Origin of the sequence: uncultured Limosilactobacillus sp., from assembly GCF_934202705.1 — a bacterium.
Classification (GTDB): domain Bacteria; phylum Bacillota; class Bacilli; order Lactobacillales; family Lactobacillaceae; genus Limosilactobacillus.
This window is the reverse complement of record NZ_CAKPYE010000002.1, coordinates 119,614-143,755: the sequence shown is the minus strand read 5'-3', so window position 1 is coordinate 143,755 and position 24,142 is coordinate 119,614. Positions and strand designations below refer to the sequence as shown.

General features: G+C 39.7%; 20 protein-coding genes and 2 tRNA genes. 19 read left to right on the top strand and 3 right to left on the bottom strand.

The genetic code is table 11. The features are described 5' to 3' along the window. Positions 1 to 47 precede the first annotated feature (47 nt). From dnaA to Q0C76_RS01905, 13 genes are all read left to right on the top strand, one after another. Entirely contained in the window at positions 48 to 1,367 is a 1,320-nt protein-coding gene (gene dnaA / locus Q0C76_RS01965; protein WP_295729037.1) for a chromosomal replication initiator protein DnaA, read from the top strand. Between the two features lie 168 nt (positions 1,368 to 1,535). Further along, positions 1,536 to 2,672: a DNA polymerase III subunit beta gene (gene dnaN / locus Q0C76_RS01960; protein ID WP_295729035.1), complete on the top strand. Its 1,137-nt coding sequence runs from the start codon at positions 1,536 to 1,538 to the stop codon at positions 2,670 to 2,672. 227 nt (positions 2,673 to 2,899) lie between these two features. After that, positions 2,900 to 3,127, top strand: coding sequence for a S4 domain-containing protein YaaA (gene yaaA / locus Q0C76_RS01955; protein ID WP_295729033.1), 228 nt, complete (start codon positions 2,900 to 2,902; stop codon positions 3,125 to 3,127). Positions 3,128 to 3,133: 6 nt separating this feature from the next. Next, on the top strand, positions 3,134 to 4,258 hold the full coding sequence (recF, locus tag Q0C76_RS01950; protein ID WP_295729031.1) for a DNA replication/repair protein RecF: 1,125 nt from the start codon (positions 3,134 to 3,136) through the stop codon (positions 4,256 to 4,258). Continuing rightward, the gene (gene gyrB / locus Q0C76_RS01945) at positions 4,255 to 6,225 is read left to right on the top strand and encodes a DNA topoisomerase (ATP-hydrolyzing) subunit B (RefSeq protein WP_295729028.1); all 1,971 of its coding nucleotides are present in this window, start codon (positions 4,255 to 4,257) and stop codon (positions 6,223 to 6,225) included. The genes recF and gyrB overlap by 4 nt, the downstream gene beginning before the upstream one ends. 20 nt (positions 6,226 to 6,245) lie before the next feature. Then, entirely contained in the window at positions 6,246 to 8,756 is a 2,511-nt protein-coding gene (gyrA, locus tag Q0C76_RS01940) for a DNA gyrase subunit A (protein ID WP_295729025.1), read from the top strand. Positions 8,757 to 8,947: 191 nt separating this feature from the next. Next, positions 8,948 to 9,241, top strand: coding sequence for a 30S ribosomal protein S6 (gene rpsF, locus Q0C76_RS01935; protein WP_006917481.1), 294 nt, complete (start codon positions 8,948 to 8,950; stop codon positions 9,239 to 9,241). A gap of 34 nt (positions 9,242 to 9,275) precedes the next feature. Next, complete coding sequence (gene ssb / locus Q0C76_RS01930) at positions 9,276 to 9,941, top strand: single-stranded DNA-binding protein (RefSeq protein ID WP_295729021.1); 666 nt, start codon at positions 9,276 to 9,278, stop codon at positions 9,939 to 9,941. A 24-nt stretch (positions 9,942 to 9,965) separates the two neighbouring features. Then, on the top strand, positions 9,966 to 10,202 hold the full coding sequence (gene rpsR, locus Q0C76_RS01925; RefSeq protein ID WP_003682305.1) for a 30S ribosomal protein S18: 237 nt from the start codon (positions 9,966 to 9,968) through the stop codon (positions 10,200 to 10,202). Between the two features lie 112 nt (positions 10,203 to 10,314). Then, the gene (locus tag Q0C76_RS01920) at positions 10,315 to 12,333 is read left to right on the top strand and encodes a DHH family phosphoesterase (RefSeq protein WP_295728987.1); all 2,019 of its coding nucleotides are present in this window, start codon (positions 10,315 to 10,317) and stop codon (positions 12,331 to 12,333) included. A 5-nt stretch (positions 12,334 to 12,338) separates the two neighbouring features. Continuing rightward, positions 12,339 to 12,791 carry a 50S ribosomal protein L9 gene (rplI, locus tag Q0C76_RS01915; RefSeq protein WP_295728985.1) on the top strand — a complete coding sequence of 151 codons (453 nt, stop codon included), beginning with the start codon at positions 12,339 to 12,341 and terminating at the stop codon, positions 12,789 to 12,791. Positions 12,792 to 12,829: 38 nt separating this feature from the next. Next, complete coding sequence (dnaB, locus tag Q0C76_RS01910) at positions 12,830 to 14,230, top strand: replicative DNA helicase (RefSeq protein WP_295728982.1); 1,401 nt, start codon at positions 12,830 to 12,832, stop codon at positions 14,228 to 14,230. A 53-nt stretch (positions 14,231 to 14,283) separates the two neighbouring features. Then, positions 14,284 to 15,483, top strand: coding sequence for an MFS transporter (locus Q0C76_RS01905; RefSeq protein WP_295728979.1), 1,200 nt, complete (start codon positions 14,284 to 14,286; stop codon positions 15,481 to 15,483). A 63-nt stretch (positions 15,484 to 15,546) separates the two neighbouring features. Here Q0C76_RS01905 and Q0C76_RS01900 read toward each other — a convergent pair. From Q0C76_RS01900 to Q0C76_RS01890, 3 genes are all read right to left on the bottom strand, one after another. Next, positions 15,547 to 15,619 (bottom strand) — tRNA-Lys (locus Q0C76_RS01900). 146 nt (positions 15,620 to 15,765) lie between these two features. After that, the gene (locus Q0C76_RS01895) at positions 15,766 to 16,473 is read right to left on the bottom strand and encodes a MerR family transcriptional regulator (RefSeq protein ID WP_295728976.1); all 708 of its coding nucleotides are present in this window, start codon (positions 16,471 to 16,473) and stop codon (positions 15,766 to 15,768) included. Between the two features lie 360 nt (positions 16,474 to 16,833). Continuing rightward, positions 16,834 to 16,906 (bottom strand) — tRNA-Lys (locus Q0C76_RS01890). A gap of 182 nt (positions 16,907 to 17,088) precedes the next feature. On the opposite strand from Q0C76_RS01890, the gene yycF reads away from it, so the two are divergent. From yycF to Q0C76_RS01860, 6 genes are all read left to right on the top strand, one after another. Continuing rightward, positions 17,089 to 17,796, top strand: a complete 708-nt coding sequence (yycF, locus tag Q0C76_RS01885) for a response regulator YycF (protein ID WP_295728973.1) — start codon at positions 17,089 to 17,091, stop codon at positions 17,794 to 17,796. A 13-nt stretch (positions 17,797 to 17,809) separates the two neighbouring features. Further along, entirely contained in the window at positions 17,810 to 19,666 is a 1,857-nt protein-coding gene (gene walK / locus Q0C76_RS01880; protein WP_295728971.1) for a cell wall metabolism sensor histidine kinase WalK, read from the top strand. After that, on the top strand, positions 19,656 to 20,966 hold the full coding sequence (yycH, locus tag Q0C76_RS01875) for a two-component system activity regulator YycH (protein ID WP_295728969.1): 1,311 nt from the start codon (positions 19,656 to 19,658) through the stop codon (positions 20,964 to 20,966). The genes walK and yycH overlap by 11 nt, the downstream gene beginning before the upstream one ends. An 11-nt stretch (positions 20,967 to 20,977) precedes the next feature. After that, complete coding sequence (locus tag Q0C76_RS01870; protein WP_295728967.1) at positions 20,978 to 21,784, top strand: two-component system regulatory protein YycI; 807 nt, start codon at positions 20,978 to 20,980, stop codon at positions 21,782 to 21,784. Positions 21,785 to 21,798: 14 nt separating this feature from the next. Further along, on the top strand, positions 21,799 to 22,608 hold the full coding sequence (locus Q0C76_RS01865; RefSeq protein ID WP_295728964.1) for an MBL fold metallo-hydrolase: 810 nt from the start codon (positions 21,799 to 21,801) through the stop codon (positions 22,606 to 22,608). Between the two features lie 72 nt (positions 22,609 to 22,680). Then, a complete protein-coding gene (locus tag Q0C76_RS01860) occupies positions 22,681 to 23,988 on the top strand; it encodes a S1C family serine protease (protein ID WP_295728962.1) in 1,308 nt (435 codons plus the stop codon). Positions 23,989 to 24,142 lie beyond the last annotated feature (154 nt).

The following is a 24,142-nucleotide window of genomic DNA, read 5'->3' as shown; positions in this document are numbered from 1 at the left end:
TTGGTTTTTTATTTATCCACAATTTTTTACTCTGAGGAGGAATTATTTTGACTGAGCTCGATTCTCTCTGGGAAACGGTCCAAAACGAGTTTAAGCAGTCGATTACCCCACCGACTTACGAAAACGTCGTTGCTCCGGCAAAAGCATACTCTCTTCAAAACCATCAACTAACGGTAGTCTTACCAACTGACTACCATCTTGACTGGTGGAAGAAGAGTTTGAACATTCAATTAAAGCACATTCTGCATGAACAAACTGGCGAAGAGATTGAACCAATTTACGTTCTAACCAAGGATTTAATGAAAAAAAACGAGCCTGATACAGACCAACCAACATATAAAACGCAAACTCCGCTCAATCCTGAATACACTTTTGATAATTTTGTCGAAGGTAGAACTAATCAATTTGCGTACGCATCAGCTTTTGCGGCCTCTGAACAGCCGGGTGGTCTCTATAATCCACTCCTTATTTATGGCGATGTTGGCTTAGGTAAAACTCACTTAATGCAAGCCATTGCCAATAACATGCTCGTTCATAATCCTGATGCCAAAATTAAATATGTTACCAGTGAAAACTTTATGAACGACTATATTAATTCCATCAAAACGGGGACCCAAGAACAGTTTAGACAAGAATATCGGGACCTTGATGCCTTACTAGTTGATGATGTCCAATTCTTTAGTGAAAAAAATGGCACTCAGCTGGAATTTTTCAATACTTTTAACAGTCTGCATGATAATAATAAGCAAATTGTCTTAACTGCTGATCAGAATCCAAAGGAGATTCCAAATTTAACTGACCGTCTTGTTTCACGTTTTGTATGGGGGTTAACAGTTGAAATTACCGCTCCTGACTTAGAAACCCGAATTGCTATCCTAAATCGGAAAGCTGAAGAAGAAAATCTCCAAGGAATCCCCAACGAAGTTTTCAACTTTATTGCTTCAAAAATTAATACCAACGTTCGTGAACTTGAGGGAGCATTAATGCGCGTTCGGGTTTTTGCTGATCTACACAAAACCTCTATTAATGAAGCAGTTGCTCAGGAGGCTTTACAAGGAATTGGTAATGACGCCCCTGCAACCCTTTCAATCGATCTAATTCAAAAAAAGGTGGCTGCTCGTTTTAACATTAACCAAAGCGATATTACTGGTAAAAAACGGGTTAAAAACATCGTTATTCCACGTCAAATTGCAATGTACCTATCACGTGAATTAACGGATAATTCCCTCCCCCGAATTGGTAAAGAATTCGGCGGCAAAGACCATACAACCGTTCTCCACGCAATCGATAAAATTGAAAAGCAAATGACTACCGATGCCGATTTACAAAAAGAAATTAATTCATTAAAGAAAGATTTACGTCCTTAATGGTTGTGGATAATTTTAAAGTTATCCCAAAGTTTTCAACAAGTTTTCCACATATGGAAAACTAAAGAATGGCTTATATTTGAATTATTTTTCCACAGTTTCCACAGGACCTATTACTACTACTAGTTATAATATTAATTAAATATATATATTAAGGGGTGCCAGACAATGAAATTTACAATTAATCGATCAGTTTTCGTTAACCAGCTAAATAATGTCTTAAGAGCTATTTCTTCAAAAACCACCATTCCAATTTTGACTGGTGTAAAAATCGTTGTTGAAGACCAGAAAGTCGTTTTAACTGGAAGCAATGCAGATATTACTATCCAAACAACCCTCTCTGTGGATGACGGTCAAACATCATTAACTATCGAAGAACCAGGTGCCATTGTGTTACCTGCTCGGTTCTTTGGTGAAATCATAAAACGACTCCCCAATCAAGAAGTAACAGTAGAAGTTCGTGATGGCTTTCAAGCAAAAATTTCTTCTGGTTCTGCAGAATTTAAAATTAATGGCCAAGATGCCAATAATTATCCGCATCTTCCAGAAATCGAAAGCGCGTCAACTATTAACGTTTCAGCGGACTTACTCCGCGATGTTGTTGAACAGACTCGAATTGCGGTTTCTAAACAGGAAAGTCGACCAATTTTAACGGGAATTCATATGCGGTTAGCCGATGATCAATTAACTGCGGTAGCGACTGATAGCCATCGTCTTGCTCAGCGAAAAGTCGCAGTGCCAACCAATGGTCAAAGTTATGACGTGGTTATTCCAGGAAGTAGTATGACTGAATTAGCAAGAATGATTGCGGATATCAAAGATGATATCCAAATTCAGATTGCTGAAAATCAGGTTCTTTTCCAATTTGGCAATGCGCTTTTCTACTCACGGTTATTTGAAGGGATGTATCCTGAAACGAGCCGGTTGATTCCTGATACAGCGGATACAACCGTTGAATTAGAAGCAGGTAATTTTTTAGCAGCCATTGATCGAGCATCATTGTTGTCACATCAAGGCCACAATAATGTGGTTAAATTAACACTCGATCCTGAAAACAATTCTGCTAAGATTAGCGGTGATTCTGCAGATGTTGGTAACGTTGAGGAAGATGTAACCTTTGATAAGCTTGATGGTGCTAAGTTAGAAATTTCCTTTAACCCGGATTACATGAGTGATGCATTGAAATCATTCGGTCAAACCAGTGTCTTATTATCATTTACTTCCCCATTGCGACCGTTTACATTAGTCCCAACCGAAGATCAAGAAAACTTTGTTCAGTTGATTACGCCGGTTCGGACATTTTAATAGCCAAGCAGTAATTAAAAAACATGAAGCCTGATTTAGACTTCATGTTTTTTTGTTCGGTTAAAATGCTTAAAGATAAATATAGCGATTCTCGACGAATTTAGGGCAATTTTGATGAAAAACACTCATGACCATTAAATTGGCTAAAATCGCGTGAGAGGTTGTCTAAATTTGTTTTTGACTAAAAAAAAGACTATAATAAAACCTTAGTAAAGCAGGTGAATATGGTGAATAATAGTAAAGTTTTCCAAATTGATCGTGACTTTATTACTCTCGGCCAGCTACTTAAAGAAGAAGGAATCATTCCAACTGGCGGCGCGGCTAAGTGGTTTTTAAAGGAACATCAGGTCAAAATCAATGGCGAACTTGATGATCGACGGGGGAAAAAGCTGTACCCTAATGATCAAGTTGAAATTGTAGGGATTGAATCTGTCAAAATTGAAAGTAAGCAGTGATGGTCGATGATTTTGCAGGAGCTGCAGCTGAAACATTTCCGTAATTATGGTGAATTAGCAGTGAATTTTTCACCAGGGATTAATGTTTTTATTGGTGAAAATGCCCAAGGCAAAACAAATCTACTTGAGGCCATCCATGTTTTAGCATTAACCAAAAGCCACCGTACTTCTAAAGATCGTGAACTGATCCAATGGAAGCAGAAGCAGGCTTTTTTGTCTGGAAAAGTTCAAAAACAAGTGGAACGCGTTCCGCTAGAAATTCAGATAGCCCAGGGGGGCAAACGGGTTAAAGTCAATCATCTATACCAAAATCGTTTATCAGCATACGTTGGTAATTTGAACGTCGTGCTATTTGCTCCAGAGGATTTAGCTTTGGTTAAAGGAGCACCTCAAGTTCGTCGTCAATTTATGAATATGGAATTTGGACAGATGAGCAGTGCTTATTTATACAACGTTAGCCACTACCACTCACTACTTCAGCAACGAAATCAGTACCTTAAACAATTACGATCAGGTGAACAGACAGATCGGGTTTTGCTTGAGGTACTCTCTGATCAGCTTGCTGAAGACGGCGCGGCCATTGTGTTATCCCGTTATAAGCTGTTGAAACAATTAGAAAAATGGGCGCAACAGTTGCATGAGCATATTTCGCTACAGACAGAACGACTCCAGCTTAAATATGTAACGCAGTTAACGATTGATGGGCAAACAACAGCTGATGATTTACAAACACAGCTCCGTAAGCTGTTAAGTAATAATTTAGAACGTGAAATTAGTCTTGGAACAACGCTCGCTGGTCCACAGCGAGATGACATTCATTTCATTGTGAATGGTCAAAATGTGCAGCATTTTGGTTCGCAGGGCCAGCAAAGAACGACGGCCTTGGCAGTAAAATTAGCCGAAATTGACCTAATGAAAGACCAAACCGGAGAATACCCGTTACTGTTGTTGGACGATGTCCTATCTGAATTAGATGATGATCGACAGACCCATTTGCTAACGGCAATTCAGGATAAGGTGCAAACCTTTTTAACAACCACTAGTTTGAGCGGTGTTGCGCGGCAATTAATTAAGCGACCGACAATTTTTAAAATTGATGGTGGGACACTGACGAAGGAGGAAACAACGTGAGCAATAAAGAACGCGAACTACAGGAAGAAAAGGCTGAAAAGAAAGCCGAACTTGGTAGTAAATATGATGCGAGCCAAATTCAAGTTTTAAAGGGCTTGGAAGCAGTTCGAAAACGGCCAGGAATGTACATTGGTTCAACAACTGCACAGGGGTTGCACCACTTAGTTTGGGAAATTGTTGATAACGGAATCGATGAAGCATTAGCTGGATTCGCGGATGAAATTAACGTTGTTGTTGAAGCAGACAATAGTATTACTGTTACTGATAACGGTCGGGGAATCCCGGTCGATATTCAAAAAGAAACTGGGAAGCCAGCGCTTGAAACTGTTTTTACAGTGCTGCATGCTGGTGGGAAGTTTGGTAATGGTGGTTACAAAGTTTCCGGTGGACTTCATGGGGTTGGTGCCTCGGTTGTTAATGCTCTTTCAACGGAACTTGATGTGCGAGTTGCCCGACAAGGCAAAGAATACTATATGGACTTTCAGGGCGGACATGTTAAGACGCCGATGAAGGTAATTAAAGAAGGACTTCCAGAAACCCAACACGGGACAATTGTTCACTTCAAACCAGATCCCGATATTTTCCGTGAAACAACGGTTTATAACATTAAAACGTTAACAGACCGAATTCGTGAACTTGCCTTTCTAAACAAGGGACTCAAGATCACGATTGAGGATAAACGAAATGATGAGGATCATCGTCAAGAGTTTCATTATGAAGGCGGAATTCGTCACTATGTTGAATTTTTAAACCATGGACATGAGTTACTCTTTGATCCGCCAATTTATGTTGAGGGTGAGTACAACGGCATCACTGTCGAAGTTTCGTTACAATACACGAGTGGTTATCGTTGCAATCTATTAACGTTTACCAATAATATCCATACTTATGAAGGTGGAAGTCACGAAACTGGTTTTAAGACTGCGCTCACACGGGTAATTAACGATTACGGGCGGAAGAGTGGTCAGCTCAAGGGTAACAACAATACGTTATCCGGTGATGATGTTCGTGAGGGCCTGACTGCGGTTGTATCAATCAAGCATCCAAACCCACAATTTGAAGGTCAAACCAAGACCAAACTAAGTAACTCCGACGCGCGGACAGCTACAGATCATATCTTTAGCGAAACCATGAACCGGTTTATGATGGAACATCCTGACACCGCAAAGAAGATTGTTGAAAAAGGGATGCTAGCTTCTAAAGCGCGGGTTGCAGCTAAGCGGGCTCGTGAAGTTACCCGGAAAAAGAGCGGGTTAGAAATCAGTAACTTGCCAGGTAAATTAGCGGATAACACGAGTAAAGACCCAAATATCTCTGAGTTATTTATCGTCGAAGGGGATTCCGCTGGTGGCTCTGCTAAGCAAGGTCGTTCACGGTTAACTCAAGCCATTTTGCCAATTCGAGGGAAAATTTTAAATGTTGAAAAGGCAAGTCTTAACCGGGTCTTAGCCAATGATGAAATTCGATCATTATTTACGGCCCTTGGGACTGGATTTGGTGAAGACTTTGATGTTTCAAAGGCTAATTATCACAAGTTAATTATTATGACTGATGCCGATGTTGATGGTGCACACATTCGGACACTGTTATTAACACTCTTCTATCGGTTCATGCGACCAATGATTGAAAAAGGCTATGTCTATATTGCACAACCGCCACTGTATCAAGTGCGCCAAGGCAAGTTCGTTAAATATATTGAAACGGATGAGGAATTAGAACGGGTTGTTAATTCCCTTCAACCGAGTCCAAAACCAGTGATTCAACGTTACAAGGGGCTTGGTGAAATGGATGCTGAACAACTTTGGGAAACAACGATGGATCCGGAGAACCGACATCTTTTGCGGGTTGACCTTGATGACGCTGCAGCAGCAGATAAAATTTTCCCAATGTTAATGGGAACTAAAGTTGGTCCACGGCGTGAATTTATCGAAAAGAATGCGACATTTGTTAAGAACTTAGACCTTTAATTTGAGGAGGAACGAGACGAGTGGCTGAAGAAGAAATGTCAAACCGCATTACTGATGTCAAATTAACTAGTCAGATGCGGAACTCGTTTTTGGATTATGCGATGAGTGTCATCGTGTCACGGGCATTACCTGACGTTCGTGATGGGTTAAAACCAGTTCAAAGACGGATTTTATATGGAATGAATGAACTAGGGGTAACTCCTGATAAACCTTATAAAAAGTCTGCCAGAATTGTTGGAGACGTTATGGGGAAGTTCCACCCTCATGGAGACTCTTCAATTTACGAAGGCTTGGTACGGATGGCGCAAGATTTTAGTTACCGTTACATGTTAGTTGACGGTCATGGTAACTTCGGGTCAGTCGATGGTGATGGTGCCGCTGCCATGCGTTATACAGAAGCCCGAATGAGCAAAATTGCCGTTGAGATGTTACGTGACATTAATAAAGATACGGTTGATTTTCAAGATAACTATGACGGGACGGAAAAGGAACCAACCGTTTTACCAGCACGCTTTCCCAACCTGTTAGTTAATGGAGCATCTGGGATTGCCGTTGGAATGGCAACCAATATTCCAACTCATAATTTGGGTGAAGTTATTAGTGCTATTCACGTGTTAATGGATAATCCAGACGCTACGACTGAAGATTTAATGAAAGTCTTACCTGGTCCGGACTTCCCGACTGGTGGAGTGGTCCTCGGTAAATCTGGAATTCGCAAAGCCTACGAAACAGGTAAGGGAACAATTATTGTTCGTGCTAAGGTTGATATTGAAGAAACCAAGACGGGTCGACAACAAATTATTGTTCACGAAATTCCATACATGGTTAACAAGGCCAAATTAATCGAACGGATTGCGGAGCTAGCACGTGAAAAAGAAATCGACGGGATTACCGATGTTAATGATGAAACTGACCGTGAAGGAATGCGGATTGTCATTGATGTGCGCCGCGACGCTAGTGCAGAAGTCATTTTGAACAATTTATACAAGATGACTTTGATGCAAACGACTTTTAATTTCAACATGTTAGCAATTGTTAAAGGCGCGCCAAAGATTTTAAGTTTAAAAGAAATTCTGACTTACTACCTGGAACACCAAGAAGAAGTTGTTCGACGACGGACAGAATTTGAACTTAAGAAGGCCCAAAGTCGTGCACATATTGTTGAAGGGTTGCGCATTGCCCTTGATCATATTGACGAAATTATTAAAATCATTCGTCAATCACAAACGAGTGAAGTAGCCAAGAGCGAATTGATGAGCAATTATGGCCTATCAGATCGCCAGGCACAAGCTATTCTTGATATGCGGCTGGTTCGGTTAACCGGATTGGAACGGGAGAAGATTGAAGCTGAATACAAGAAGCTGATGGAAGCAATTGCTGATTACAAAGATATTCTTGCTCACCGAGAACGAATTCAACAGATCATCTATGATGAATTGAAGGAAATCCAACGACGGTTTGGTGATGCTCGACGGACTGAGTTACAGGTTGGCGATATTACTAATCTTGAAGATGAAGATCTAATTGAAGAGCAAGATATTGTCGTTACCTTGACCCACAATGGCTACATTAAACGATTACCAGTTGATGAATTTAAGTCACAGAATCGTGGAGGCCGTGGTGTTAAGGGAATGGGCGTTCACAGCGATGACTTTATTGAGCATCTAATTTCTAGCTCAACTCACGATGTGCTGTTATTCTTTACTAATTCAGGAAAGGTCTTCTCGATGAAGGGGTATGAAATTCCTGAATATGGCCGTTCAGCACAAGGAATTCCGATTATTAATCTTCTCGGAATTGATGCTAAGGAAAAGATTAATGCGGTGATTAACGTTTCAAATACTGCTGATGAAGATGCCAATCGAGATCTATTCTTTGTTACTAAGCAAGGAATTGTTAAGCGAACCTCTGTTGAAGAATTTAAGAATATTCGAAGCAATGGGCTGAAGGCGATTAATTTACATGATGGTGATGAATTAATTGCTGTGGAAATTATTGACCATGATCAGAATATGATTATCGGTACTCATGCAGGATATGCGGTCAGCTTTAGTGCCAGTGCAGTTCGGTCAATGGGACGGGCAGCTGCCGGAGTTCGTGGTGTCCGCCTTCGTGAGGGTGACTTTGTCATTGGTGCAGGCCAATTGGATCCTGATAGCAAAGTTCTGGTAATTAGTGAAAAGGGATTTGGTAAACAGACCCCTGCGACAGAATATCCAATTAAGGGTCGTGGCGGTAAAGGTATTAAGACCGTTAATGTGACTGAAAAGAATGGTCCGTTGGCCGGTTTAACAACGGTTAAGGGCGATGAAGATATCATGTTAGTAACGACCGAAGGAGTAATTATCCGGTTTGGTGTTGAAACTGTTTCCGAAACGGGACGGGCCACAATTGGTGTTCACTTAATTAAATTAGCTGATGGTTCAAAGGTGGCAACGATGGCGAGAGTTGCAAAAGAGGACGATTCAGAATCCGAAGAGCAAGAAGAAGTTACTGAAGATGATGAATCAGCATCAAAAACTGAAAATTAATTAATAAAAAAGATCTGAAATTTCGTCTTTAAATAATAGACCGCAATTTCAGATCTTTTTGCTTAATCCTTGTTATTTAAGAAGAATTATGCTATTATTCTAGTCTGTGAGTATACGTTAGAGGACGTCTACTCTCCTTGTTCTTTCTCATGTGGAGAAAGGGCCAGAGTCCATAAGGAGGTGTAACATTCATGGAAACACGCAAATATGAAATTACTTACATCATTCGTCCTGACATTGATGAATCAGCAAAGAGCGCTTTAGTAGAACGCTTTGATAAGGTTCTGTCAGACAATGGTGCAACTGTTGTTGATTCAAAGGATTGGTCAACTCGTCGTTTCGCGTACCCAATTGATAAGTACACAGAAGGTACTTACCACGTTATTAACGTAACGACTGATAACGACCAACCATTAAACGAATTTGATCGTTTATCTAAGTTCAGCGACGACATTTTACGTCACATGATCGTTAAGCGCGGTTAGTCTTAACGAAATAAATTGAGAGGAGTGATGTCTGATGTTAAATCGTGTAGTATTAACTGGACGGTTAACAAGAGATCCGGAATTGCGGTATACCGGTAGCGGAACAGCAGTCTGCAGTTTTTCTGTCGCTGTCGATCGTCAGTTCAGAAATCAGAATGGTGATCGCGACGCAGACTTTATTAACTGCGTTATTTGGCGGAAGTCAGCTGAAAATTTCGCTAATTTCACTCATAAGGGTTCATTAGTGGGCATTGATGGTCGACTTTCTACCCGAAATTACGAAAATAACCAAGGTCAACGTGTTTACGTTACCGAAGTTACCGTTGAAAACTTTGCGTTATTGGAACCACGGTCGAATAACCAAGGAACAAATAACCAAGGTGGTTACAATCGTGGAAATAATGGTGGGTTTAATAATAATCAAAACCTTAACCAAAACAATGCGTTCAATAACAATGGTGGTAATTTTAGCAATAGTAACCCAACTCAACCAGCCGCTAACAATCAACCGGTCTTTAACCAAGATAATCAGGTTGATTTGAGTACGTTGCCATTTAACAATGATGATTCAAATGATTCATCTAATGACAACAACATCAATATTGATGATAATAGTGCAATGGGCACGAACAAAGACAACAACAGTTCATCAGACAAGAACGATGGTGGTGAACCATCGATTGATGATGTACCGTTTTAAATAATTAACGGGGAGGTAAATTTCATGGCACAACAACGTCGTGGTGGCCGTCGTCGCCGTAAGGTAGACTTTATCGCCGCAAACCACATTGAATACATCGATTACAAAGACACTGATTTATTACGCCGGTTCATTTCTGAACGTGGTAAGATTTTACCACGTCGAGTAACTGGGACTAGTGCTAAGAACCAACGTCGCTTAACAATTGCAATTAAGCGTGCACGGATCATGGGTCTTCTTCCATTTGTTGCGGAAGACTAATTATAAAATGAGATATGAACTTTTAGTTCATATCTTATTTTTTTATACTAAATTGATTTTTCGTTTGTGATAAGATAAGAATGTTAAACTATTCTACTGGGAGGTGAGGGAGATGCGATTTTGGTTTGGTCAAAATACAATTGCGAAAGTTTTTAAGAATCGTCGGTTACGTTTAAATACGCTTTTTTTGTTGTTAACCACGACAATTGCAATTGTGATGGCCTTTCTGTACAGCTGGGTTGCGGGAATAATTCTTTTATTATTAGGGATTACTGGTTTAATTTTAAGCCTGTCCCAACTCCAACATCTTGCCGGGGAAACCGAACAGTACTTAAGTGATTTAACTTATGAAGTTCAAAACAGTCAGCAAGAAGCACTTCTCGAAATGCCATTGGGAATTATCATTATGAATGACCGCGGAGTGGTTCGTTGGGCAAATCCGTATATGGTTAAATACTTTGGCAAACAGATTGTTGTTGGCGAAAAGCTAGAGAATAGCATGCCGGAGTTAGCAGAAATTGTTGATCAGCATCAGGATGACCACGCACCAACGGTGATTAGCTGGCAGAATCATCAATTTGAATTCTTTTATCAAAAGCGTTTTAACAACATCTATTTGATGGATATTACGAAATACGAACGAATTAATAAGCGGTATTTAAATGAGCGGCTTTTTCTGGGAAATATCTACTTAGACAACTATGTGGAACTAACCCAAGGGATGAGTGACTCAGACGTTTCTAATCTGCACAATTACGTGACTTCAGAATTAAGTGATTGGGCTGACAAGTTTAATTTATTGCTAAAGGTAATTGATGATGATAATTATCTTCTGATGGGACATGAGATTGATCTTCATAAACTTGAAGAACGGAAGTTTAAAATTCTTGATACCATTCGGGAAAATACCTCGAAGATGAATTCACCAGTCACGTTAAGTGTTGGAATTTCATATGGGCAAACAGATTTTATTAAGTTAGCAGATACTGCACAACGTAATCTTGATTTAGCCCTTGGTCGTGGTGGTGATCAAGTTGTTGTTCGTGCAGATGATGAGCAAGCACGATTCTTCGGTGGAAAAACTAATCCGATGGAAAAACGGACGCGGGTCCGTGCACGAGTCATCAGTCATGCTTTCCAAGAATTGATGAACCAGGCTGATCAAATCTTTGTCGTTGGACATAATAGTCCTGATATGGATTCTATGGGGGCTTGCCTAGGAGTCCGTCGAATTGCAGAAATGAATGGTCAGAAATGCTGGATTGTTCTGGATCAAGAACGACTACACTCAGACATTGCAAGATTGATTTTTCAGTTTCAGGATTATCAGAGCATTAATGACTGCTTAGTGACCCCTGAACAGGCAATGGATAAAGCGACTGACAAGAGTCTCTTGGTAATGGTTGATCATTCGAAGGTTAGTTTATCAATGGCACCAAAACTCTATTCACGTCTTGAAAATCGAACGGTAATTTTTGATCATCACCGCCGGGGTGAAGAATTTCCAGAGAATCCATTACTGGTTTACATTGAACCATATGCTTCCTCAACTTGTGAATTGATTACAGAAATGTTTGAATATCAGCCACGTGAAGGGAAGGCTTTGAATAAGCTAGAGGCAACTGCAATGTTGACCGGGATTGAAGTAGATACAAAGAACTTTACTCAAAATGCCGGGACCAGAACTTTTGATGCAGCTAGCTACCTTCGATCTGCTGGTGCTGATGGATTAATGATCCAATACTTTATGAAGGAAAATGTTGATGATTTTATGGAACGGAACCATTTAATCTCCAATACCGAATTTTTAAATGATAAAATAGCATTGTGTGTTGGTGCGGATGATAAGATTTATGATCCAGTGACAGCTGCACAGGCTGCTGATATGTTGCTCCAGGTCGAGGGCGTTGACGCTTCATTTGTGATTACAAGAAGATCGAATGATGTGGTTGGAATTTCTGCTCGATCAATGGGTGATTACAATGTCCAATTAATTATGGAAAAAATGGGTGGCGGAGGCCACTTAGCTAATGCAGCAACTCAGGTTAAAGACCAATCAATTTCAGATGTTAAACACCAATTAATGGAGATCATCAATTCAAAGGATGATCCTGTGAATGCTGAGGAGTGATTAGAATGAAAGTTATTTTTGTAGAAGATGTTAAAGGACGTGGCAAGCGTGGCGAAGTTAAGAACGTACCAGATGGTTATGCCCAAAACTTTTTAATTCCACGTGGGAAGGCAAAATTAGCAACTAAATCAGCTTTAAGTGAAGTTCAAGGCCAAGAACGTTCCAAAGAAAAACAAGAGGCTGAAGAATTAGCGGAAGCAAAGAAATTAAAACAAATGTTGGAAAGCGATGATATGGTTCTTGAAATGAAAGGGAAAGCTGGAACCGATGGTCGGATGTTTGGTTCCATTTCCAGTAAGCAAATTGCTAAGGCTCTTCAAGACCAATACAATATTAAATTAGATAAGCGGAAGTTAGAATTAGCGGCCCCAATTAAGGCCCTTGGATATGTAACCGTGAAGGTTAAGTTACACCACGATGTTGAAGCGAAGATGCGGGTCCATATTGCGGAAAAATAAATGATTAGCATCAATTATTGAGGTAAGGAGGACGATCCATGGATAACGCGCCAGAGATTAATCGAACACCGCCACGGAATCTTGAAGCTGAACAAGCGGTTCTAGGGGCAGCGTTTTTGGCGAAAGATGCGATTGTAGAAGCCATGGAGTACGTTCAACCTGAAGACTTCTATACTCGTGCTCACCAGATTCTGTTTGCCACGATGATTAAGTTGAATGACCAGGATGTGCCAATTGACGTAGTTTCGTTAAAAAACGAATTAGATCGTGAGAACCAAACTGAAAACGTTGGTGGAGTTGAATATCTAGCAAAATTGGCCGGTGCCGTGCCAACGGCAGCAGACGTTGTATACTATGCTAAGATCGTTAAGGAAAAATCGACTTCGCGTAAGCTGATTGATACGGCAACAAAGATTGTTAGCAAAACGTATGATGATACAGAAGACCTGACTGATTTGTTGGACGATGCTGAGCGTTCAATTTTAGGGGTTGCGGAAAGCAATAATAATACAGATTTACAAAAAATCGGTGATTTATTAAATTCATCAGTTGATAAAATTTTTGAATTATCCCGGCAGAAATCTGATGTGACCGGAATTGCAACCGGATATCCGCAACTAGATAAGATGACGACTGGATTGCACCCAGATGAGCTGGTGATTCTTGCAGCTCGTCCTGCAATGGGGAAAACGGCCTTTGCATTAAATATTGCGCAAAACGTAGCCATTAAGAATAATACGTCAGTCGCGATTTTTAGCCTTGAAATGGGGGCAGAGTCATTAGTTAACCGGATGCTTTGTGCAGAAGGAAGTATCAACGCAAACCATTTACGGACTGGTGAACTGACTCAAGATGAGTGGCAGAGTCTATGGGTTGCTGCTAGCACATTAGATTCTGCTGATATTTATATTGACGATACCCCTGGAATTCGGGTTCCCGAAATTCGGGCGAAGTGTCGGCGGTTAGCTAAACGAACCGGAAACCTTGGGTTAATTGTGATCGATTATTTGCAATTAATTGAAGGTGGAAACTCTGAAAACCGTCAACAAGAAGTTTCAGAAATTTCGCGGCAACTGAAGAAATTAGCAAAGGAATTACAGTGCCCGGTCATTGCCCTTTCTCAGCTTTCGCGGGGAGTTGAGCAACGGCAAGATAAGCGACCGGTATTATCTGATATTCGTGAATCTGGTTCAATTGAACAGGATGCTGATATTGTTAGTTTCTTATATCGTGAGGACTACTATCAGCGTGAAGCGGGCAATGATAATCAGGATAGTAATCAACAGTCTAATCAGCAAGACGCAGACGTTCCAAGTCTGAGTGAAGTTGAAGTGATTATTGATAAGAACCGGAGTGGTCCACGAGGGACAGTTAAATTGTTATTTAATAAAACATATAATAAATTTGCTTCAATTGATTATCAGCATGACGATCAATAAAATCGGCTGGGAAAATCCCAGCCTTTTTAATTATAGAAAGAGAGAAACAGACGATGAATAAAGGAATCAAACTCCATTGGCTGCTGATTGGAGTATTTCTAGTTAACTTTGGAAACAGCTTTGTTTGGCCACTAACGACAGTTTATATTCATGACCAACTTCATCAATCATTAACCATTGCTGGGCTAGTTATTCTTTATTATTCGGGAGCAAATGTGGTTGGCAGTTATATCGCAGGAATCCTATTTGACCGGTATAATCCACGAACCTTAATGATTGAAGGAATCCTGGGAGCGGTAATCACGATGTTTGTCCTGGTTTGGAAAAGTGGCTGGCCGATTTATCCAGTAATGTTAACTCTAGTGGGATTTTTTAACGGGTGGCTGGTAACACTCCATAACTCATATGGCACGATGGTTCATGGGCATGATGGGCGCTTTGTTTTTAATATGATTTACTTTTCCAATAATCTTGGGATGGTATTTGCCACTAGTGTGGTCGGACCACTGTATCAACTAGCGCGTAATCAGGTTGGTCCACTTTTCTTATTAACTGGGATCTTATACCTGTTCTTTACTCTAATCGTGTATAAATATTATCGGGTTAAAATTGATCGAAAGCGGGAAGCAGCTGTCGAAGAACAAGAAATTAAGCATCCCAAAACTACCAAGCTACCAGGGCCCAATTTAATTACAATCTGGACAATGTTTATTGCCATGGTAATTATTTGGATTGCTTACTCGCAATGGTCAAGTAATATGTCTGTATATGTAACGAACCATGGGATTTCAATGACTCTTTACAGTCTTCTCTGGACGATCAATGGTTTAATGGTTGTCTTGTTGCAACCGCTGATGAATATTGTCAACCAGTATGTTAAGAATGACTATCTCAAGATTTATGTTGGTATTTGTGGAATCACGCTTTCATTTATCGTCTTAGTTTTTGCTAAGCAATATTGGTGGTTTGTCATTGGAATGGTAGTTCTAACCTTGGGAGAAATTACAGTGTTCCCAACTGTTCCAGCAGTTGTTGATCAATTATCACCAGCTAACGAAAAGGGTCGCTATCAGGGCTTACTCAATGCACTAATTTCATTTGGTAAAGCAGTTGGTCCGGCAATTGGTGGAATGGTAATTGAAAAATTATCGTATCAACCATTATTTATTGCATGTGCCGGGGCACTGGTCTTAGTAGTAATTATCTCCAGCCTTATTTTGGAGCGCACCAAGAAACGGGTAACAGAATATTAATTATTTCCTGGGAAATTGTTAAAAAAAGGACGACCATCCAAATGATGATCGTCCTTTTTTAGATGGGCAGTCAGGGGATCGAACCCTGGACCCACGGATTAAGAGTCCGTTGCTCTGCCAGCTGAGCTAACTGCCCATATCATTGACAACAGATATTATAATATCAATCTTTATCTGAATTTACAAGGACTTTTTCGAAGAAAACTAATTTTATTTAGAATAGTGGCGAGCAAATTTTGACAGTCGACTAATATTACAACTCTAGCTTAATTCAAAGAAAAGTTAACGGTATTCTTCAATACAAAAGCCTTTTTTATGACAGTGAGGACAAGTCAGCTTTCTTGTGTTTGGTGTGTGTGAAGAAAACAACCATTCCTTGAATTGTGGAACGAACTCGAACTGACAATGAGGACACAGATAGATAGCATGATGGTAATAATAAGAGATGATTTTCCAACAAATTAGGATTGAACCGATCAATCCTAAAACAAAATACCATTGGGAAGCCCCTTGATAAATAACCCAAAATAGAGATCCCCATAGAAGAAAATCAATAATTAATCCCCAAAGAATTATCTTTAAGCGGAGCTGGTAAAGTTGACCAGTTAATGTCATTTTAAATTTAATTTGCTTTTGAAGAGTAGTTGAGAGTCCATTATCTGATTTAAGCTGTTTTTGCAATGCGTTTAATCCTTCAATTTGTGCTTCAGTTAGATGAAGCTGTTGTTGTAACTTTGCTGATTGATTATCGATCATTGATGACAATGCTTGATAGTTTTGCTGATTATCAAGCAGTTTTTGAATATCGTTCAATTGAAAACCAAGATCACGATAGATAATAATTTGCTGAAGTTTAAAAAGATCTTGTGGACGATATTCTCGTCGATTATTTTCAGTTCTGTGAGCGTGTAACAGTCCTTTTCGATCATAATACTGGACGGTTCGAAGAGAGACATGACACTTTTTGGCTAATTGACCACTAGTTAACATTTTCTTACTCCTTTCTGTAATTGTAAACATTCTAAATGATGACGTTGGGTCATCAGCAAGTAATTTTAAAAAAAAAACTAGGAAAATTCCTAGCTTTTAATTTATTTAGATGACATTCGATCAATTTTAGCTAATTCATTGGTAGAAAATTAAAGCCTTGATGGTATCAACCAATTGAGAAGGACGACTAGCGATGGCAAGAACATAGGCAACTTCTGGTTCACGTAGCTTGATACAGGTAATTGACGCTCATTTAAGGTTTGAAACTTGGCTAGTGCATTGATGCCTAGCATTTTAATCATCAAAAATAATATAAAAAAAGAGGATGAAGTTATTACTTCAACCTCTGTAAACCTCTGATGGGCAGTCAGGGGATCGAACCCTGGACCCACGGATTAAGAGTCCGTTGCTCTGCCAGCTGAGCTAACTGCCCATAATTATCAGAACAATAGATATGTTATCAGTTATCGGCAGATTTGACAAGCCTTTTTTGATATTTTTTTTAATTATTATGGAAGTGGTATAATGAGAACGTAATTAAACGGACAAATTAGAAATTAGTAAAGTTTAGATTGATAAAACTTATTAATTTCATGATTAATTGGAGGAATTCAAATGGCCAACAAAGTCTTAGTGGTTGATGATGAAAAACCAATTTCAGATATCATCAAATTTAACTTAGAAAAAGAGGGTTACGAGGTTGTAACTGCTTTTGACGGTGAAGAAGGCCTTGAAAAAGTGGAAAGTGATCAGCCTGATTTGATCATTTTAGACCTGATGTTACCAAAGATTGATGGGTTGGAAGTTGCTAAACGAGTGCGAGCAAAACATAGTACTCCAATTATTATGGTGACTGCTAAGGATTCGGAACTTGATAAAGTTTTAGGTTTGGAGTTAGGTGCAGATGACTATGTCACCAAGCCGTTTTCTAATCGTGAATTAGTTGCGCGGGTCAAAGCTAATTTACGTCGACAAGATGCAGTTAATACTCCAAATTCTGATACGGAAACCAATGATATCAAGATCGGAGATTTAACGATTCATCCAGATGCTTATACTGTTACGAAGCGCGGAGACAATATTAATTTAACCCATCGTGAATTTGAATTATTATATTATCTAGCCCAACATATCGGTCAAGTTATCAAACGTGAACAACTTTTGCAGACGGTTTGGGGTTATGATTACTTTGGGGATGTTCGAACGGTTGATGTTACAGTTCGTCGACTACGTGAAAAAATTGAAGATAATCCTAGTCACCCGCAATGGTTAGTGACGCGACGAGGAGTTGGTTACTATTTGGCTAATCCTAATCAAGAGTAGGGGTAAATAAGTTGTGAACAGCAAACTAAAATTTTATCAATCTATTCATTTTAAAATCGCCCTGGTGTTTGCGTTAATGCTAATGTTAACGCTTGAGATCGTTGGGGCGGTTTTTGTGCGTCAATTAGAGCGACAAAATCTTTCTAATTTTCGTCAACAAATTGAACTGCCTTCCTATATTGATAACTCATTAGCAACACAACTCGGCCGAAAGAATACCAAAAAAGCCAATCGGCAAATTCGCGAAATTCTAACTGAGGTTAACAATAATAATATTTCTGAGATTCGCGTAGTCGACAGTAAAGGGATTATTCGTGGGAGTAGTAACCCTGGCAATCGTAATATGATTGGACAACGAACGACTGATAGTACAGTCAAAAATGTGCTAGCAACTAACCGGTCTCACAACAAGAACGTTTACGATAACGATAATCATAATCGATACTACGTCAACGTCGTCCCATTACTTAGCAGTAATAACGCGAATAATGTTGTTGGTGCCGTGTATATGCGGGCGAGTTTAGAGAGCGTTTATTCAACCATTAATAATATTTCATTAATTTACGTTTTTGCAGCCCTAGTGACCATTATTATTGGCCTGGGCATTACGATTATCATTTCCCGGGAAATAACTCGACCAATTGAAGAAATGCGTAAACAAACATTGCGGATTGCGCGTGGTGATTATTCTGGACGAGTTGAAGTCATGGGAAATGACGAGTTAGGTCAACTGGCCGGTGCTATTAATAACTTGTCTGTTCGCGTTGAGGAAAGCCAGGAAGTTTCCGAAGCTGAACAGCGACGGCTAAATAGTGTTCTATCGCACATGTCAGATGGTGTTCTGGCAACTGATCGTCAAGGAAATATTACGATTATTAATGAAACTGCGCAGCAATTATTAGATGTGCAAAAAGATGACAAAATTATTGGTAAATCGTTATTAGAGATTTTAGGGATCAAAAAAGATTACACAATGCGTGAACTGGTTGATGATGATGTTCAGCAAATTTTAATCGACAATAGTGATACCAGCGGAATGATTCTTTCAGCCTACTTTTCAACGGTTCAAAGAGAATCCGGGTTTGTGAGTGGCTTTGTCTGCGTTCTTCATGACGTTACTAGTCAACAAAAAGAAGATCAAGAGCGGAAACAGTTCGTTTCAAATGTTTCTCATGAGTTACGGACGCCATTAACCAGTGTAAAAAGTTATGTTGAGGCGCTCAGTGATGGGGCGTGGAAAGATGCTGAAATTGCTCCACGATTTTTAAAAGTGGTTCAGGATGAGACGGACCGCATGATCCGGATGATCAATGATCTTTTGAGTCTCTCAAGGATGGACTCCGGGACGGTTAAATTAAATCTAGAATATGTTAATATCAACGAATTATTTAACTATATTCTTGACCGTTTTGATATGATTTTGAAAAAAGAAACTGATCCAAAACAAAAGAAATATACGATTCAAAGGAAGATTACCAAAAAGGATCTTTGGGTTGAAATCGACACAGATAAATTTACTCAAGTAATCGATAACATTATGAATAACGCAGTTAAGTATTCACCAGATGGGGGAGTCATTACCGCGCGGTTAATGGAGACGAAAAATCATGTCATTATGAGTATTGCGGACCAAGGATTGGGAATTCCGCGAAAAGATATTAGCCATATCTTTGATCGTTTCTTTAGAGTTGATAAAGCGCGATCACGGAAACAAGGCGGAACTGGTTTAGGTTTGGCAATTTCCAAAGAAGTGGTTAATTTATTAGGCGGTCAAATTTGGGTTGATAGTATCGAAGGAAAAGGATCAACCTTTTACATTTCCCTACCATATGTGCCATACGATGAAGGAGATGAATGGGATGCTAGCTAAGCTTAAAGATAACTGGTTGGCAATTATTTTAACGATCGTCGTCATAGTAAGTCTCATTCTTTCGGGAATCGTTTGGGTCAATCCATACCGATCAGACCATCGATTTTTTGGTGATACAGCTAGTAATTCAGAACGGCAAGTAACCACTCAGTCAATGCGTGATATTTACTTACCAACCCAAGTTATCAAAACTAATAATGATCAAGGACAGCACCTCTTATATGGTCAACCGCAAAACACAGTTTTAACGGCACGTCAAAGTATTGAAAAGTGGCAGCTTCACCGATTAACGAGGGTTGAATCAGGGCGACAAAATAATTATCTGAATTATCTGCGGTTAAATAATTCAGTGATGTTATCCTACCCATCCAGCGTTCCGATGACGATTTTTAATGATAGTTTTAACCAGAACGTGAATTACAATAGCTTGGGCATGATTAATCATATTGTGATTCCTTTAAATGAAACTAACCAAATTAATCGAATTTATTTACTCAGTGATCATAATTACCGGGTTTTTCGAGTAAAGGTAACAAATGCAAATGTGAAATCGATTCGGCAGTCATTAACTGGCGGGGCATCAATTAGTGTTGATCATAAGATCTATAATGGTCGACCAATGGTTACATATCCGCACGGAGCTAAATTACCTAATTTTGGTTATCAAATTAGTAAAATTAATCCAGATAGTGTTAGTCAGACACTAATGAATAGTTCTTCAAGGAAGTCAACAGTCACTTCGCAACGCGAAAATAGTCATATTATCTATCAGGCTGGGACCAGTCGCAGATTGGTTTATGATCCAACCAAGGGTTCTCTTGACTATGAGAATTACATTGGGCGTGCTGATCACTTCAACTATCAACAAATTTTTGGTCATATTTATAATCAATTAGCGGGGACGAGTGTTCCGCTGGATTCGCTGCGTTACGATTTTTATAATAGTAAAAGCGAGTCAATTACTTACCGTAGTTTTGTCGAAGGTTTTCCGATTTTTAACGGTGATGGTTATGGGACTGTCCAAATTCAAAATAATCATGATGGCGCCGAACGTTATCACTTTTCCATTTATAGTCTGCAGGTGCCAATTGCTGTGAAGAAGAGAAAAACGACATTACCTTCTTCGGCGGTAGTTTTCAATAATTTAAGATCGGTGAATAAGCTTAAAGAGGTGACCGGAATTCGGATTGGTTATCAATGGGATACTAATCAAAATTCTAGGACGGTCACTTTAACCCCTACTTATTACATTCGTTATCGCAATACTTGGGAAAACTATCAAAACTTAGTTAATAATTAGGAGGGACAGAAATGAATTTTAAACGAATTCAGTGGATTTTTATCATTGCCTTTGTCCTTCTTGATATTGGTCTTTGTGTTTCACTACTGATGGGAACGCAATTTCATAGTAGTAAGCGTTCGCAAAGCCAGTCACAAGTAACAATGAAAGAAATGAGAAGTGACATGATTAGTTTTGGTGACCTTTCGAGTCATCGTCGCGACGGTTATTACATGGCTGCCCAGGAGAATAACCAATGGACCAGTGATTCACAGGTGACCTCGCTGAAGAATCAAACTTCGCATTTTAATAACGGAACGGTCACCAGCACATTTCAAAAACCAGTTAAAATCCGTAATCGGGTAGATCCACAACAACAATTAGATCAACTAGTCCACTCAAAACGGATTATTCATGGTGAAGAATATACCTACAGTGCTAAGTTATCAACAGGTCGACAAATTGTTTACGCACAAATGATTCACGGACAACCAGTCTTAGATAATGCGGGACAGTTGCGACTCCGGGTAAATAGTCATCATGAAGTTGTCGGCTACACGCAAAACTATTTAAGTCACCTTACAACACTACGACCACGAACATTAACCGTTTCTCAACAACAGGCAGTGACATGGTTATATCGACATAATCAGATTGCTAATAATTCGCGGATTCGCCATGTGATTTTTGGCTATGACAAGATAAAAAAAGATGATGATCAAGTGGTCTATGTGCCAATTTGGAAAGTGAATGTAAAAAGCAAGGTTGGCGATAACAATCAAAATTTACGAGTGAATGCGTTTAGTGGCACACTTTTTAAAATGAATGGTAATAATTAAGGAAAGGACAAACAGTGGCAGCAACGGATAATTTACACTATAGTATTTTAGCAAGTGGAAGTAAGGGTAATTCCACCTACATTGAAACGGCTCATCACCGCATTTTAATTGATGCAGGATTAAGTGGAAAGCAAATTGAACAGCGGATGGCGCAAATTAATCGTTCACTGAAAGATGTCGAAGCAATCTTTGTAACTCATGAGCATAGTGACCATAGTCATGGGGTCGGTGTTCTGGCTCGACGGTATGGACTAGATATTTATGCTAATCGTGGGACCTGGCACGCAATGGCCAATAAGGTTGGTAAGATCCCATTGGCACAGAAGCATTTAATTGCTCCGGGAGCTGTCAAGGACTTTGGCGATTTGCAGGTCGAAAGTTTCGCTGTTTCCCATGATGCAGCAGAACCACAATTTTATCAGGTCCACCATGATAATAAAGCATTTTGTATTTTGACTGATACTGGGTATGTTTCTGAACGAGTGGCTGGGACAATCCGCGATGCGGATGCCTATCTGATGGAATGTAACCACGATACCGAAATGTTGATTAATGGTACAAAGTATTCCTGGCCGTTGAAGCAACGAATCCTTGGTGATGAAGGACACCTCTCGAATGAGGACGGTGCAGAAGCTTTAACTAGTGTGATCGGTCAGCATACTAAAGAAGTAATGATTGGTCACCGGAGCCAAGAAAATAATACCCGTTCATTAGCTCACTTAACGGTAGCAACCTTCTTGGAACAACGGGATTTTGGCGTTGATCATGATTTTCATTTAGATGATGCCAACCAAGATCAAGCTAGCAAATTAATGACGTTATAAAAAGGCAATAGATATTTCAAAATTATTTCATATTTAGTTTCTATAATAAAAAACTGAATAGGAGGATGCACTATGCAACACAAAAATAACAAATTTTGGGTGAAAGTTGCGCTAGTTGGTTTAATTGCCGGTTTGATCGGTGGTGGACTTTCACTTGGAATTGGCAACCTAGTTAATGGAATTCGTGAACGAATTGCAATGAGAACGCCAGCGGGTTCAAATAAAGCTGGTGGGACATCTGTCACTAAAAACAAAGCCAATCTGAACAACGAATCTACGAAGGCCTATAAATCGGTTAAGGACTCGGTTGTTTCGGTAATTAACCAGCAGAATCGTCAAGGGTCAGGAAGCATCTACAGTCTCTTTGGTCAAAGCGGCAATCAAGGGAACTCTGGTAAACTACAGACGGTTAGTGAAGGTTCAGGGGTTATTTATAAAAAAGATGGCGGATCCGCGTATATTGTAACTAATAACCACGTGGTTTCAGGTTCTAATGCCTTAAAGGTTATCATGAGTAACGGAAAAGAAGTTTCCGCTAAGATTGTTGGAACTGATTCGACTACTGATTTAGCTGTTCTACGGATTAGTTCTGCTAATGTTAAATCAGTTGCTTCATTTGGAAATTCTAATGATATTGCGGCTGGACAAGACGTGTTAGCAATCGGATCACCAATGGGGAGCGAATATGCTAATACGGTTACCAAAGGAATTATTTCAGCGAAGAACCGGACGATCAAGGCAAAATCAGGAGCGGCAGCAACCAGCGTTATCCAAACTGATGCGGCAATTAACTCTGGTAATTCTGGTGGTCCTCTGATTAATATGGCTGGCCAGGTTATCGGAATTAATTCGATGAAGCTAGCTTCTGATACTAACGGTAGCAATGTTGAAGGAATGGGCTTCTCAATTCCAAGTAATGAAGTTGTGCGGGTTATCAACCAACTAGTAAAAAATGGTAAGATTACCCGACCATCGTTAGGGATTGGTTTGATCGATCTCAGCAGTGTTTCACAAGATCAACAATCTTCAGTGCTCAAACTACCAAGTAAGGTGACGAAGGGTGCAGTTGTGATGACCACGACAGATGACGGAGCTGCTAAAGCAGCTGGTATCAAGAAGTATGATGTTATCACCAAGATTGGTAATAAAGCCGTCACAGATGTTAGTTCACTTCGAACAGCATTGTATAAGTATAAGGTCGGCCAGTCTGCAAAAGTGACGTTCTATCGGAACGGTAAAGCGCACACAGTTACCGTCAAGCTGACTGAAAGTGATAGTTCTTCAAGTAATAGCTCTGATTCGGACTCATCTCAGCAAAGTGATAGTCAGGACCAACAAGGTCAACAGGGTCAAGCTGACAATGATGATAATGGATTTTAGTAGAGATTCACAAACGAGCGCGGCAGAAGTCATTAACGACGACTGTCACGCTTTTTTTTATGTTGTTAATAAAGGCTGTCAAGGCAAGAACCTTGACGCGTGCTAATAGAAAATTGTTCGTTATTGAAAGAATCCTTGACATTAAAAAAGCTGA

Excerpts from the sequence above, each read along its gene's own strand:
- ssb (WP_295729021.1), top strand. The coding sequence starts at position 9,276 with ATGTTAAATCGTGTAGTATTAACTGGACGGTTAACAAGAGATCCGGAA.
- Q0C76_RS01870 (WP_295728967.1), top strand. The coding sequence starts at position 20,978 with ATGAATTTTAAACGAATTCAGTGGATTTTTATCATTGCCTTTGTCCTT.
- Q0C76_RS01860 (WP_295728962.1), top strand. The coding sequence starts at position 22,681 with ATGCAACACAAAAATAACAAATTTTGGGTGAAAGTTGCGCTAGTTGGT.
- recF (WP_295729031.1), top strand. The coding sequence starts at position 3,134 with ATGATTTTGCAGGAGCTGCAGCTGAAACATTTCCGTAATTATGGTGAA.
- yycF (WP_295728973.1), top strand. The coding sequence starts at position 17,089 with ATGGCCAACAAAGTCTTAGTGGTTGATGATGAAAAACCAATTTCAGAT.
- Q0C76_RS01895 (WP_295728976.1), bottom strand. The coding sequence starts at position 16,473 with ATGTTAACTAGTGGTCAATTAGCCAAAAAGTGTCATGTCTCTCTTCGA.
- dnaB (WP_295728982.1), top strand. The coding sequence starts at position 12,830 with ATGGATAACGCGCCAGAGATTAATCGAACACCGCCACGGAATCTTGAA.
- yycH (WP_295728969.1), top strand. The coding sequence starts at position 19,656 with ATGCTAGCTAAGCTTAAAGATAACTGGTTGGCAATTATTTTAACGATC.
- rpsF (WP_006917481.1), top strand. The coding sequence starts at position 8,948 with ATGGAAACACGCAAATATGAAATTACTTACATCATTCGTCCTGACATT.
- rplI (WP_295728985.1), top strand. The coding sequence starts at position 12,339 with ATGAAAGTTATTTTTGTAGAAGATGTTAAAGGACGTGGCAAGCGTGGC.
- dnaN (WP_295729035.1), top strand. The coding sequence starts at position 1,536 with ATGAAATTTACAATTAATCGATCAGTTTTCGTTAACCAGCTAAATAAT.
- Q0C76_RS01905 (WP_295728979.1), top strand. The coding sequence starts at position 14,284 with ATGAATAAAGGAATCAAACTCCATTGGCTGCTGATTGGAGTATTTCTA.
- rpsR (WP_003682305.1), top strand. The coding sequence starts at position 9,966 with ATGGCACAACAACGTCGTGGTGGCCGTCGTCGCCGTAAGGTAGACTTT.
- Q0C76_RS01920 (WP_295728987.1), top strand. The coding sequence starts at position 10,315 with ATGCGATTTTGGTTTGGTCAAAATACAATTGCGAAAGTTTTTAAGAAT.